The organism is Bifidobacterium sp. ESL0790, from assembly GCF_029395435.1.
Taxonomy (GTDB): domain Bacteria; phylum Actinomycetota; class Actinomycetes; order Actinomycetales; family Bifidobacteriaceae; genus Bifidobacterium.
The window spans coordinates 2,178,390-2,192,437 of record NZ_CP113915.1 but is presented as its reverse complement, the minus strand read 5'-3'; the positions used below and the strand labels follow the sequence as shown (position 1 = coordinate 2,192,437).

The window sequence follows — 14,048 nt, the reverse complement described above, 5'->3', positions numbered from 1 at the left end:
GCGCGGTTAGCCTGTCGTTGATATTTTCCAGAAAAGTGCGCCTTAGTCTGTGAGGGCGCACTTTTTGGTTTGTCGCCCCGATTTTCGCTTAATCGCAGCATGAAGCTGAAGCCAAAAATGGGGTAGATAAAACAAAACCTCGGCGATTACAACCGAGGCTTTGCCGACCGGGAACTCCCAATCCATGCAAAATATTAGTATATAGCAATTATCAATATATATTCAATTCAAAACTTGCTTTTGTTATATGGTCCATTCTTTGCAATGACTATTCGTATAAGTCGGTGACGGCGCACGGGTTTATCGTGTGCTGCGGGCGTGGCGACCATGACCTCGCAAGATGCGCCGGCGGAAGACGACGAACGCGGCTAGGATCACGGTTGCGGCCACGGCTACGGCGAGCAGGGCCAAAGCGATGCGACGGGAAAGACCGCCGGTAAAAGGCAGGGCCGAAGTTGGCGGTGAGCCGCCGCCGAGGAACGCTTCGGGCGAGATGATGCTGAGCGGGCTGCTCCCGCCGCCTCCGCCCCCGCCTCCCGAGGCGTTGTTTCTCCAAGTGTCGTCGATATACAGGTGCGAGCTGACGTCGTAGCCGGTGGCGCTGTTGAACGCGGTGCTTTCAGGCAGGTCTAGGCTCCAGCTGTGGGTGGTGGTCCCGTCGTAATCCGCCGTGTTATCCATGGTCGCGGTGCCGCAGACGTAGTTGCCGACGGCCGCGCCTGCCGCCTTGACGCAGGTCTTGACGGAGTTGTCGGAACCTTGGTTGATCGGGGTGACCATGAGCGGCCCGTCAATGGGGCCGTCTTGCGTTTGCGCGTAAACCCAGATGTACGGTTTGCCGGTGACGTTGAGGCTGGCGGACCATTCATTATTGAGGCCGCCAAGCCAGAGAGGGTACATGGGAACCTGAATAAAGGAGGACGGTACCCCAAAGACCTGGGTGCAGCCTGCGGGAATGTCGTTGTTATCGTTGCTCCAGCCGATTTTTGCCGGGGGTGCCGTGCCGTTCTGGCCGGGTATGTTGGCGGAGCAGGCGCGTATACGTATGGTGACCACATGTCCGCCGACTGAGGTTTTGATGCCGGAAGCGATGCCGGCGATGGAAAGTGTCCCGTCCGAGGCGAGCGTCGCCATATTGACTTGCAACCCCGTGTTCGCATGGCCGGTGACGGTGGGCGAGCCGATGGCGTTCCAAGGCTGGGCGGTGCCGGTCGCGATGACGTGGTGGCTCGTTGGGTCGCGGTGCACTTCGCTGATGACGGGGGCCTTCGCCTCGTGCCACACGGCGTAGAGCGTCTGGGTCTTGGCTGATTGGTGCGAGCTATCGTATTGCCAGAAGGTCGGCGCGTAAGTGCCGGGGTTGTAGGCGTAGTCCGGTTGCGTGGCTGTAGGGCTGGTGGACCAGCCGGCGAACATATCGTGCTCGCCTTTGGCGGGGATGACGTCCGCGGGGATCGGAGCCGTGGTGCGGTAGTGGTTGTCCACGTCGGCGAAGCCGGACATATCGGCGGGGGCGCCTGTGCCGCCATTGGCGTCGAAGGTGATATTGTAATACGGCATCATGCCGTTTTTCGAAATCGGTCTGGCCGTTACGGTGTTGCCGGTGAGCGGGTCGGTCATGGTGGTCAGCACGTTGATGGTGTAGGAGCGGCCCATTACCGGCTGGACTTGGGCTATCGGGACGCCCGATTCGGTGAATGTGCCGATGCCGTTTTCGGTCGCATGAAAGCCCAGAGGCGTGGTGATGGTGGTGACGCTGCTTGCCATCGCATTGGAAACAAATGGGTTGGGCTTGGTCGGGGTGTTCGTTACGGTGATGTCCGCGGTCGGGCTCGCGCCAAGGGGAGCGTGAACCCTTGGCGTGTTGTTGTCGATTACGGGCCATGGCACCTTGGCCCATTGGGCGTAAAGCGTGAGGGTTCTGACGGGGTTGGAATCGCCTTGGGCCACAGTGATGGTGTCGCCGGGCTGGTAGGGTTTGCAGCTTGCCGAAGAGACTGGGCTTGCGCAAGAGTTCCAGCCGGTAAAGACGTATTGGGACATGTTGGCGGTGAGCACGTTGCCCTGCGGCACGGTGATGGTCGCCGCCGCGGTGGTGGTGTCGTAGGAGACGGGGGTGAAGTTCGTGACGCCGCCGTTCGCGTTGATCGCGAGCTGCACGCCACTCGGCATGAACCTTGAGTCCCAATACGAACCGGCGGGGTTGCTGGAAGCCGCGCGCGTCTGCAGGGCGGTCAGATTGCCAACAGTTCCGATGTGGGTCGCGCTGTTGTCAAGGCTCGACATTTCTTCCCAGTTGATGGTGCTGTCGACGTCGGCGAACGCGTTGCTGGCCAGTTTCGTGCTGGCCCCGAGCTTCAGCTTGCGCAAGCCGTTGGGCAGCAGGTTGGTCATCGACGACATGGCCTTGCTGGTGTCGAAGTTTGAGATGTCAAGCGTCGTGAGGTTGGTGCAGCCGTCGAACATGGAGCTCATATCGGTGACGAGCGGGGTGGTGAAGTCGCTCGGGGCGGTCCACGACGCGAGTGATGGGCAGTCGCTGAACATGCCACGCATGGTGGTCACCTTGGCGGTGTTGAAACTCGAGAGTTTGACCGAGGAGAGTCTATGGCAGCTCTGGAACATGGTGCTCATGTTGGTGACGTTGGCGGTGTTGAAGCCTGAGAGGTCGAGCGAGGTGATCGTGGCGCAGTCGTTGAACATGCCGGCCATGCTCTTGACGCTGCGGGTGTCGAATGGCGAGAGATCGAGTGACGTGAGCTCGGAGCATCCGTTGAACATGCTGTCCATGCTGGTCACCTTGCCGGTGGTGAAGTTGCTGGAGAAGGTGATTGAGGTGAGTTCGCTGGCACCGTCGAACATGTTGGTCATGTCTTCGACGTTGGCCGTGTTGAAGCCTGAGAGGTCGAGGGAGATGAGCTTCGTGCAGAAGTAGAACATGCTGGCCATGCCGGTGGCCTTGCTCGTGTCCCAGCTGGTGATCCCGTTGATGGTCTCGAGCGCGTCGTCGCTTTCGAAGAGGCCGCCCGCCGCCGCTCCCGCCAGGTGCAGCTGGCCGCCGGTGGTGTCGAAGCTCTTGAGGCTGACCATGTCGGCGAACACGGGGTTCAGCGCGATGTTGCTTTTGAACAGCGTGAGGTTGCCTTCGACCTTGATGCCGACGATGTCGTCTTTCTTTTCACGCCAAGGGACGTAGTCCCCGCTGTTGGGGATGTTGGGGCTGAGGCCGCCGCTGAGGTGCAGCACGCAATCGCTGGTGATTTGCCATCGAACGGTGCTGCGGTCCATCCCGACCACTCCAGGGGACCCTTGATATGGCGTGCCCCAGTCGGCCCAGGACGTCGGCGTGCAGCTGGCTTGAGGGCCCACTTGCGTTTGCGGCGACGTTTTGGTTTGTTTGGTTTGAGAAGAGGTATCGGAGGCGTTGGCGGCCGACGAAATATCGTCTGATGGGGTATCGGCGCTCGCAAAAACCGTGCAGGTGGTCATGGCTGCGCAAATCGCGGTCGTGATGACGCGGAGTGCGGAAAGGTGTGAACGTTTTTTCACTTTTTCCTCGCTTCGTGCTGAAAAGCGGTCACTAACGACCGCTAAATGGACGGTTTTCGGCTTTTGGGTTGTGTTATGCCGAAAACCGGTCTTTGACGCCTCCTTAGTGAACGGTTTTCGGCATTTACGCGAGCCGGTGCCGAAAACCGGTCGCTGAGATTTGTGAGGTTCTTTCGATAGCCAAGGCTTTTTCATCGGGAATCACCCAATCGGTGTGCCCCAGACAACGCATAAAAAACCCACAAAGCCTTCGAGCCACATGAATGGACGGAGGTTTGCAATGGGCTTTGCAATGCGTATAGGCGATTTACCATAGGCCGATCAGTTTCCACCAGAGCGTGCCCACTCCGGCGTAAATAACGAGGTTGACAAGGCTGACGATGAAGCCGACCTTCCACCATTCCTTCTGGCTGACATAACCGGTCGAGAAGTAGATGGAGGCGGTGCCGGTTCCGTAATGCGTCATGCCGGGGGAGATGCAGGTCAACAGGCCCAGCAGCATCGTGGCGACGATTGGTGGCACGCCAAGCGAGACCAGGATGACCGCGAACGGGATGAAGAACGTTTGCACGTGCACGAGCACGCTGGTGAGCAGATAGTGCACGTAGAGGTAGAGCAAAACGATGACCGTGATGGCGAGCCATGCGGGGATGCCGGCGACGCTGGAGGTGAGCACGCGCTTGATCCAGCCGACCACGCCGGTCTTGTTGAGGTATTCGGTCACGCCGATCAGCGGGGCCAGCCACAGCAGGATGTTCCAGCCCTGCTTCTCGGCGAACACGTCGTCGAGGTCGATGATCTTCAGGATCAGCAGGGCGGTGAGGCCGACCATGGCGATGAGCGTGTTGTCGAGCTTGGTGAGCGAGGAGGTGCCCCAGAGGATGACGACGATGACGAACACGGCGATCATGAGATACTCGTTGAGCGCCATGCGTGGCATCTTCTTGAGCTGGTCCTGCGCGGTCTTGTGCACGACGGTCAGGTCGGCGCTCTGGCCTTGCGGACGGTGGACGGCGAGGATGATGATCGGCACGATGGCGGCGGCGAGTAGCGTCGGCACGCTCGCGTAGGCGAACCACTGGAACCACGAGATCTTGATGCCGAAGGTGCTGGCGGCCATGCTGGCGACCAGCGGGTTGGTGGCCATCGAGGTGAGGAAGAGGCCGCCGATGATGAGGTTCAGATGGAAGGTGGCCAGAGTGAGGAACGAGCTCACGGAGCGCTTGCTCGGGTCCTTCGGCTCGTCAAGCGCCTCGACCAGCGACTGGTTGATCGGGAAGAGGATGCCGGCGCCGCGGGCGTTGGTATTCGGAATAACCGGAGCCAGGGTCAGGTCGCAGATGGCCATCACGTAGGCCAGCGAAAGCGGGCTGCGGCCGAAGTGGGCGATGAGCCAGTAGGCCATGCGCGCGCCGAGGTTCGTCTTGCGGAAACCGATGGCCATGAAGAAGGCGAACAGCACGAGCCAGACGGGCGCCGAGCCGAAGAACGAGATCAACGTGGCGGCGGGCATCGTGAAGGTGAGGCCCAACAGCGACATCATCGTCAGCGAAAGTATGGAAAGCGGGGCCACGTTGAAGACGCACCCGGCCAGGAAGAAGAGCACGATGGCGAAGCTGTGCCAGCCGGAATGCGTGACGTGTTGCGGCGCGGGGATGAACCACATGAAGATGAGGCCTACGCAGCACAGGAGGAAGAGGGCTAGGGGAATTTTCTTCTTGGTGAGTACCGAAGACATAATGGCTGCTCACGGTCCTTTCAAATCATGGCGAATACATAGTTGTGGGTTATACGTGGCATATAACGATGAGGCCGCGTTTCGTTGTCGCGTCCGCCATGAGGCGCGTGAGAGCCACAGCTGATTTCAAATTACATGCTCAAAAAATGGGCGACAACAGGTAGCAAAGGTGGTTCTGTCTAAAGGAAATCGGTTGGTTGCGCAAGTGGTGTTCCTTTGTCGGCAAAACTGAATGTAATGCATTTGGTTGCTGTATTACCCTACAGAAAAATAGCAAAAACCGGCCGTTTTCGTCTTCGCTGGTAAAGAAATTTTCGACGCTCAATACCATGATTGACCATTTACTATCGCCCAGCAACGATTAGTCCGACGAATCAGCCCATGTGCGTTTGCGAGGCGTGGGTTTCTTGCCCTCCGCCCGAAGCGCAACCCTGGCTCGCGCGGAGTGACGGGAACCGTGCCTATTTTCGTCGAATGTAGTTCACAAACAGAAAGCGGCGTAGAGTGGCACACTTTCGATCTGGTTTTCTTTCCCGAAGTTCTTCGTGGAGAGGCGAATTGCGCGCTCTGGCTGGTATTTGGCTTGGTAGGCGTTGAGGCTGCGTGAGCGTACGTTGTCCGACGACTTCACTTCGATTGGGGTTGCGGTCCGCATGTCGTGGGGGCCGCCAAGCATGGCGACGAAATCAACCTCGGCGTCGCTTTTGCTGGCCCAGTAGCGCAGCGTGTGGCCGTTCGTCGCCAGCGTCTGCGCCACGTAGTTTTCGGTGAATGCGCCGAGGTCGAGCGAGCTCCGTAGTTGCGGGTTCAGGAGCGTTTCGACGGGCAGCTCGGCCATGGCACCCAGCAGGCCGGTGTCGGCCATATAGATTTTGAACGCCGAGCGGTTCTCGTGCAAGGCAAGTGGGAGTTGCCCCGAGCTGATCTGCACGCACCGCTCCACCAGACCGGCGGTCTCAAGCCAGTCGAGGGCGAAGGCGTATTGGCTAGCCCGCCCGCCACTATGGACGATTTTGTATTGGAATTTATGGTTTTCCTTGGCCAATTGGGCGGGGATGCTGTTCCAGGCCTCACGGATTCGTGCCGTTTCGGTGGGGGAGGCGTACTTGGCCATGTCGGCCACATAAAGGTCGAGAATGTTGCGCTGTATGGTGCGGATAGCGCCGAAATCATGGCTGTCGTTGGCGTAGGCGGCGACGGCCTCGGGCATGCCTCCGCAGATCAGGTAAGCCCAATACCGGTCTAGCGCGTCGTCATGGCGCACGTACTGTTCGGATAGCTGGTATTGAGTCCGTATATCATCACGCATGGCTTCGTCGCCGAGCGCCAGCAGGAACTCGTCGAAGCTCATCGGCCGCAACGTCATTGTCTCAACCTTGCCGACGGGCGCGGAGAAGCCTTCGCGCTTGACCGCGACGCCCAGTAGGCTACCGGCCGCGATGACGAACGCTCCGGGCAGGCTTTCGTTGAGATATTTCAGGCTGGCCAGCGCGCGGTTCGAGGCTTGAATCTCGTCGAGAACCAGGAGTGTGTTGCGCGGGTCTATCGGCTTGCCTTGGACCTGGCCAAGTTTGCGCAGGATGGTTTTCGGCTCGAGGTCGCCTTCGAAGGCGCTGCGCGCGGCGGCGTTGGCTTCGAGGTCGAAATAGGCCATGTCGGTGAATTCGTCGCGTCCGAAATGGCGGATGAGATAGCTTTTGCCGGTCTGGCGGGCGCCGTAGACGAGCATCGGCTTGCGCTTGGGGTTCCGCTTCCATTCGAGAAGCTGCTGGGTGGCGTTGCGGTACATGCGTCGCCTCCTGTCGTGTGCTGAATCTGCTGGTTCTTGCTAGTTTTATTGTAGCCGCCTACTGGAGTTATCTCCAGAAAAGTGTAAGAAAATACATTTTTATCTCCAAAAAAATGTAAATTTTCGCACTTTTTTGGAGATAAGTAAAAATTGTTGGCACAAGCTGGGTGTACTCAAAAATTGATTGTGCACGCGATGAAAGCGTGTGAAGACTACCTTAAGAAGGAGGGGTTGCGATGAAGTTTTCTGATTTGTCGAAAGAGGAACAGCGTGAGTTGGCTGCTTACGGCGAGGAAATCAACGATGAGATGGACGCGCGCGTCTCTCCTGCGCCGGGAGACCCCACGATGGATCCGCGTTGGGACCCTTCGCGTGAATTGAGGCGGCTTAATTATCAGCGTCACGCGGTCGAGCGCGATATTGACCACACTGTCCAGCAGAGCCGTAAGCGCGGCCAGTCATGGAACACTATCGGCCGGGCTCTCGGTATCACCGCGGAGGCGGCTCGTCGACATTACGGCAAGGGTCGTTTGCAGGTCGCCTGAGTGAGATGCATTGAGTTTTTGGCTTTATTGCAGCGTTTTGGCGTGTCTATTCCATAGATTTAGCAGCACCTACTCCCGAACTTTCGCATGGCCTACTACAGGAATTCCCAAAGAAGTGCTCGCGCACGGCTAATGCGACCGTCGAAAATGGAGAGCGGTTTCTAGTGCTGCGCGATTTTGCGGTTGTGCAGGTGACGGGTGATGGCCACCGCTGCGAAGGCAATCGCGCCGACCAAGAGAAGAACCAGAATCCGTAGGATCTGCTGGCGCGTGAGGCCGGTGAAAGGCAGCGCGCTGAGGGGTAGCGGAGGGAACGTGTAGTTGAAGGTGCTGATGACGTAGGCTCCCGCTGGGGCGGTGGTTGCGGCGCGTGCGGCCAGTGCGTTGGTGTTTCCGCTCCATGTCGGGCTGCTCATCCCGCTTGTGTCGGCCCAAGTGTCGGGCTGGTTGACGTTGGCGAAGGCCTTGTTGTTGGTGGTGTTGGAGAGTGTGGTCTTCTTGCCGAGGCGCAGGGCCTTGAGGTTCGGCGGGAGCATGCCGTCCATGCTGGTGGCGCTGGTGGTGTCCCAGCCGTTGAGGTCGAGCGTGGTAAGGCTGGTGTCGTTGAGGAACGTGTCGCCTGTGTCGGTGACCTTGCCGGTGTTCCATTTGTTGATGCCGGTGATGGTCGTGAGGTTGGGGTTGTTGCTGAAGATGCCGTTCATGTCGGTGACGTTGCCGGTGTGCCAACCACTGACGTCGAGGCTGGAGAGGCTGGTGACGTTGAAGGTGCTGTTCATGTTGGTGACCTTGCTGGTGTCGAAGCCTTTGAGCCCGGTGATGGAGGTGAGCGCCGGATCTTCCCAGAACATGCCCTGCATGCTGGTGTTGCCGGCGGTGGCGAGGTTGGTGACGTCGATGGTCTTGACCTTGGGGAGCCTGCCGAACAGGAAGGCGCCGCCGGCGTAGGTGGTCTCGCTGGTGTTGGGCGCGAGCTTGACGCCGGCCTGGACGGTGGCCTTGGTCACGCTGTCGTCGGACCAGGGGACGCCGGTGGTTGTGGGGGTGCCCGCGGAGTTGTCTGGCACGGTGCCGGAGTCGAGGCTGAGCACGCATTCGGCGTTCGCACCCTCGCCGGTGAGCGTCTCGCTCCAGTTCAGCGTGCCCCAGGTGTGGCTGCCGGGCTGGGTGCACGCGGTCGGGAACGAATAGGTGACGCCGGAGACGACGTATTCGCCGAGCGGGGTGGTGCTTGCACGGGTTGCCAGCTCGCTGGTGGTGCCGCTCCAAGACGGGTTGAGGGTCCAGGGATCGTTGTGGCTTCCGCTCTTGTCCACCCATGTGACGGACTGGTTCACAGGAGAGAATGCGGTGGTGGCGAGTTTGGTCTTCTTGCCGAGGCGCAGGGCCTGCAGGTTCTGCGGGAGCATCTCGCTCACAGCTGTGGCGTTTGTGATGCTTGCTGTGTTCCAGCTGTTGAGGTCCAGGCTGGTGAGTTTGTAGTCGTTGTAGAACATGAAGCTCATGTTGTTGACCTGTGTGGTGTTCCAGTTGTTGAGGTCCAGGCTGGTGAGTTTGTAGTCGCCGGAGAACATAGCGCCCATGTTGCGGACAAAGGAAGTATCCAAGTCGCCTATGCCGGTTATTTGTGTGAGTTCGTGGCAGTTAGTGAACATAACGTTCATGCTGGTGACGTTGTGAGTGTTCCAATTCGAGACATTGATCTTGGCGAGATTAGTGGCGTTGAAGGTGCTTTTCATGTTTTTGACGCTGGAAGTGTCCCAGTTTTCCGTTCCCGTGAGGGTTTCAAGATTTGGGGTTTTGTAGAACATGCCTTCCATGCTGGTGTTGCCTGTGGTTGTCAGATTACCGACGTCGGCGCTTTTGAGTTTTGGCATATTGGCAAAAAGGTAGCTGCCGCTGGTGTAGGTGGTCTGGCCGGTGTTGGGCGCGAGCTTGACCCCGGCCTGGACGGTGGCCTTGGTGACGTTGTCGCCGGTCCATGGGACGTAGGTGTTCAGGATGCCTCCGTTGTGGTTGGGCACGGTGCCGGAGTCGAGGCTGAGCACGCATTCCGCGCTCTCGCCCTCGCCTTCGAGCGTCTCGCTCCAGGTCAGCGTGTCCCAGGTGTTGGTGCCGGGATGGGTGCAGGCGATCGGGAACGTGTAGCTGAATCCATCAACAATGTATTCTCCGGCGGGGCTGGTGCCCGCAGCGCGGGTTGCCAGCGCGGCGGTGTTGCCGACTGTGCTGCTGGGATTGGTGCTCTGGTCGAGCCAGGTGTGGTCGCTCACGTTGGAGAAGGCGTTGTTGCCGGCGGCGTTCTTGAGTGTGGTCTTCTTGCCGAGACGGAGGGCTTGGAGGCCTGCCGGGAGCATGTCCTGTATATCGGTGACATGCGTGGTGTCCCAATCGTTGAGGTCGAGCGTCTTGAGGTTGGGGTTGTTGGCGAAGATGCCATTCATGTCGGTGACGTTGCTGGTGTTCCAGCCACTGACATCGACGCCGGTGAGGCCGGAGACGTTGAACGTGCCGCGCATGCTGGTCACGCTGCTGGTGTCTAGATTTTTGAGTCCGGCGATGGTCTCGAGGACGGGATCCTCCCAGAACATACCGAACATGTCGGTGTTGCCGGTGCTGTTGAGGTTGGTGACGTCGATGGTTTGGGCCTTGGGCAGCCTGCCGAACAGAAAGCGACCGCCGGCCGATGCGAGGCTTACGTTCGGCTTTACGGTGACGGAGGTGACGCTATCATCGGTCCAGGGAACTTGGGTGTTGTATATATCGCCGGTATTGTGATTGGGCACTGTGCCGGAGTCGAGGCTGAGCACGCATTCCGCGCTCTCGCCCTCGCCGGTGAGCGTCTCGCTCCAGGTGAGGGTGTCCCAGTTATGGCTGCCGGGCTGTGTGCAGGCCGTCGGGAATGAATAGCTGACACTGGAGATAACGTATTCGCCAATTGGGTTGTCGGTCGCGGCGCGTGCGGCCAATGCATTGGTATTGCCGGTCCAAGCGGAGCCGAGTCCCCATACAGGGTTATGGCTCCCGCTCTTGTCGACCCAGGTGTCGGGCTGATTCACGTCAGCGAATGCGGCGTTGTTTGTGGCGTTCTTAAGTGTGGTCTTCTTGCCGAGGCGTAGCGCCTGCAGGTTCGGTGGCAGCATCTCGACTGTGTTGGTGACGTTGGTGGTGTCCCAGCTGTTGAGGTCGAGCGTGGTGAGGCTGGTGTCATTCTTGAACATGTATGCCGTATTGGTGGCCTTGCGGGTGTCCCATTTGTTGATGCCGGTGATGGTGGTGAGGTTCGGGCAATTCTCGAAGAGATAGGATATGTCGGTGGCGTTGCTGGTGTCCCATTTGGTGAGGTCGAGGCTGGTGAGGCTGGTGACGTTGAATGCGCCCACCATGTCGGTGACCTTGCTGGTGTCAAGGTTGTTGATGCCGGTGATGGTTTCAAGGACCGGATCCTCCCAGAACATCCCGAACAAGCTGGTGTTGCCGGAGCCGTTGAGGTTGGTGACGTCGATGGTCTTGACCTTGGGGAGCCTGCCAAACAGCATGCGGCCGCCGGCGTATGTGGTCTCGCCGGCGTTGGGCGCGAGCTTGACGCCTTCCTTGACGGTGACTTTGGTGACGCTGTCGTCGGTCCATGGGATTCCGGGAGCCATGGTTGTGCCCGTGTGGTCGGGCACGGTGCCGGAGTCGAGGCTGAGCACACATTCCGCATTCTCACCTTCGCCGGTGAGTGTCTCGCTCCAAGTGAGCGTGCCCCAGGTGTGGGTGCCGGGCTGGGTGCACGCGACCGAGAACGAGTAGCTGAAAGTTGAGACGACGTATTCACCGAGCGGGCTGGTACTAGCGCGTGTGGCTAGTTGGACGGTGGTGCCGCTCCATGGCGGAGTGAGGCTGTCCGGTGGGTTGTGGCTTCCGCTTTTATCCGCCCAGTTTTGGTTGGCGACGTTGGCGAAAGCGGCTTTCGACGGATCGTTCAATAGCTTGGTCTTCTTGCCGAGCCTGATTGCCTGCAGATTTGCCGGTAACATCGTGTTCATGTTAGTGACGTTGCTGGTGTCCCAGCCGTTGAGATCAAGCGTCTTAAGGTTCGGACTATTGGTGAAGAGATAGGTCATGTCGATGACGTTGTGGGTGTCCCAGCCGCTGAGGTCGAGGCTGGTGAGGCTGGTGACGTTGAACACGCCCACCATGTCGGTAACTTTGCTGGTGTCGAGTTTCTTGAGCCCGTCGATTCGTTCGAGGACCGGGTCTTCCCAGAACATGCCGAACATGCTGGTGTTGCCGGAGCCGTTGAGGTTGGTGACGTCGATGGTCTTGACCTTGGGGAGCCTGCCAAACAGCATGCGGCCGCCGGCGTATGCGGTCTCGCCGGTGTTGGGCGCGAGCTTGACGCCTTCCTTGACAGTGACTTTGGTGACGCTGTCATCGGTCCACGGGATCCCTGTGGTCACCGTTGTGCCCGCGTGGTCGGGCACGGTGCCGGAGTCGAGGCTGAGCACACATTCCGCATTCTCACCTTCGCCGGTGAGCGTTTCGCTCCAAGTGAGAGTTTCCCAGGTATAGGTGCCGGGTTGGGTGCACGCGGTCGGGAACGTGTAGCTGAAAGTGGTGACGACGTACTCGCCGGCTGGGCTATTGGTTGCGGCGCGTGTGGCCAATGCACTGGTATTGCCGCTCCATGGCGGAGTGAGACTGTCCGGTGGGTTGTGGCTCCCGCTCTTATCCGCCCAGGTGGCGTTGGCGACGTTGGAGAAGGCGTTGTTGCCGGCGGCGTTCTTGAGTGTGGTCTTCTTGCCGAGACGGAGGGCCTTGAGGTTCGCGGGCAGCATCTCGGTCGTGGCAGTGACTTGTGTGGTGTCCCAGCTATTGAGGTCAAGCGCAGTCAGGTTGGTGCAGGCGCGGAACATCGCGGTCATGCTGGTGACGTTGTGGGTGTTCCAGTTGGACAGGTCGAGGCTGGTGATGCCTGAAGACTGATCGAACATGAAGCCCATGTCGGTTGCCGCGGCGGTGTTCCATTTGTCTAGTCCGGTGATGGTCAAAGGGCTGAGATGGTCGCGGAATACCGAGTTGAGGTTCGCGGCTTGGCTGACGTCGAGTTCGGCGAGGTCGGCGGTTTTGAGGTTGGGCAGGTTGTGTCCGTCGAAGAGGCCGTATCCGTCGAGGGCCTTGACTTTGGGGTCCTCTGGTGTGCCTGCGTGATGCCGGACGGTGAGCTTGGTCACGCTGGGGTCGTGCCAGGGGATTGGTGCGCTGCCGTCATTGATGTACCCGAAGTCGGCTTCGACCCCGCTTTCCAGCTCCAGCACGCAGCCTATGTTGTCGGTATCGGTGTGCTCGTTCCAATTGAGGGTGTTGCCATTGAGTGCCCAGTGGTGCCGTCCAGTCTTGGTGAGGCAGGGCAGACTTGTCGCATCTTTGAACATTTCGGTCGTGCTTATGCCCTCGGGAATGTCGAGTCCGGGGTTGCCAATGGTCTTTAGGTTGGTGCAGGCGCGGAACATCGCGGTCATGCTGGTGACGTTGTGGGTGTTCCAGTTGGACAGGTCGAGGCTGGTGATGCCTGAAGACTGATCGAACATGAAGCCCATGTCGGTTGCCGCGGCGGTGTTCCATTTGTCTAGTCCGGTGATGGTCAAAGGGCTGAGATGGTCGCGGAATACCGAGTTGAGGTTCGCGGCTTGGCTGACGTCGAGTTCGGCGAGGTCGGCGGTTTTGAGGTTGGGCAGGTTGTGTCCGTCGAAGAGGCCGTATCCGTCGAGGGCCTTGACTTTGGGGTCCTCTGGTGTGCCTGCGTGATGCCGGACGGTGAGCTTGGTCACGCTGGGGTCGTGCCAGGGGATTGGTGCGCTGCCGTCATTGATGTACCCGAAGTCGGCTTCGACCCCGCTTTCCAGCTCCAGCACGCAGTCATTGCCGTCGACGTGCTCGTTCCAGTTAAGGGTGACGGGATTGCCGATGCCGACGCCGCCGTCGTTGCCATGCCATTGGTGCTCACCCGGCTGGTTGCAGGTCGCGTCCTGCGGGCCTACGGTGTTGGGGGTTTGGGCGTGATGCTGTTGGGGTGACTTGGAGTTGTCGGCGGAAGTGCCCGCGTCCGTGTTGGGGGTTGCCGGCTTGGGGGTGGGCTTTGCGGGTTTTGTGCCGGGCGTTACGGGTGTGGTATCTGGAGTTTGGCCGCTATCGGGAGCCGGTGTCAAGTCCTGCGGTTGTGGGGTCGCGAGGCTTTCGGAGGTCGTTGTTGGGGAGAGACTCGCTTGGACTGCCGGAACGTCGGATTCGGCTGCGGGGGCATTGGCGGATAGAAGCGCAAGGGCGGTGAGCATGACCGCGATCTTGCCGCCAATACCGTTGTGCCGCAACGCCATCCAAAAGCCCCCTTGTAAAGCCCGCGCCTAACCTTGGGTCTAAATAATCATACGTAATCAAGAAT

General features: G+C 59.4%; 6 protein-coding genes. 2 read left to right on the top strand and 4 right to left on the bottom strand.

What is annotated here, in order from left to right; all coding sequences use genetic code 11:
• Positions 1-300: 300 nt before the first annotated feature.
• Complete coding sequence (locus tag OZY47_RS08265) at positions 301-3,288, bottom strand: BspA family leucine-rich repeat surface protein (protein ID WP_277177893.1); 2,988 nt, start codon at positions 3,286-3,288, stop codon at positions 301-303.
• Positions 3,289-3,424: 136 nt separating this feature from the next.
• Between OZY47_RS08265 and OZY47_RS08260 the strand changes: the two genes are divergently transcribed.
• Positions 3,425-3,706, top strand: coding sequence for a hypothetical protein (locus tag OZY47_RS08260; RefSeq protein ID WP_277177892.1), 282 nt, complete (start codon positions 3,425-3,427; stop codon positions 3,704-3,706).
• 150 nt (positions 3,707-3,856) lie between these two features.
• On the opposite strand, the gene OZY47_RS08255 is transcribed toward OZY47_RS08260, so the two are convergent.
• Positions 3,857-5,287: a DASS family sodium-coupled anion symporter gene (locus OZY47_RS08255; protein ID WP_277177891.1), complete on the bottom strand. Its 1,431-nt coding sequence runs from the start codon at positions 5,285-5,287 to the stop codon at positions 3,857-3,859.
• Positions 5,288-5,768: 481 nt separating this feature from the next.
• Complete coding sequence (locus OZY47_RS08250; protein WP_277177890.1) at positions 5,769-7,076, bottom strand: ATP-binding protein; 1,308 nt, start codon at positions 7,074-7,076, stop codon at positions 5,769-5,771.
• Between the two features lie 236 nt (positions 7,077-7,312).
• Between OZY47_RS08250 and OZY47_RS08245 the strand changes: the two genes are divergently transcribed.
• Positions 7,313-7,621, top strand: coding sequence for a hypothetical protein (locus tag OZY47_RS08245; RefSeq protein ID WP_277177889.1), 309 nt, complete (start codon positions 7,313-7,315; stop codon positions 7,619-7,621).
• A 161-nt stretch (positions 7,622-7,782) separates the two neighbouring features.
• Here OZY47_RS08245 and OZY47_RS08240 read toward each other — a convergent pair whose 3' ends face one another.
• On the bottom strand, positions 7,783-13,983 hold the full coding sequence (locus OZY47_RS08240; protein WP_277177888.1) for a BspA family leucine-rich repeat surface protein: 6,201 nt from the start codon (positions 13,981-13,983) through the stop codon (positions 7,783-7,785).
• Positions 13,984-14,048: the final 65 nt, after the last annotated feature.

What these genes read in the sequence shown, in the direction of transcription:
- OZY47_RS08265 (WP_277177893.1), bottom strand. Translation starts at nt 3,288, where the DNA reads ATGGACCGCAGCACCGTTCGATGGCAAATCACCAGCGATTGCGTGCTG.
- OZY47_RS08255 (WP_277177891.1), bottom strand. Translation starts at nt 5,287, where the DNA reads ATGTCTTCGGTACTCACCAAGAAGAAAATTCCCCTAGCCCTCTTCCTC.
- OZY47_RS08250 (WP_277177890.1), bottom strand. Translation starts at nt 7,076, where the DNA reads ATGTACCGCAACGCCACCCAGCAGCTTCTCGAATGGAAGCGGAACCCC.
- OZY47_RS08245 (WP_277177889.1), top strand. Translation starts at nt 7,313, where the DNA reads ATGAAGTTTTCTGATTTGTCGAAAGAGGAACAGCGTGAGTTGGCTGCT.
- OZY47_RS08240 (WP_277177888.1), bottom strand. Translation starts at nt 13,983, where the DNA reads ATGGCGTTGCGGCACAACGGTATTGGCGGCAAGATCGCGGTCATGCTC.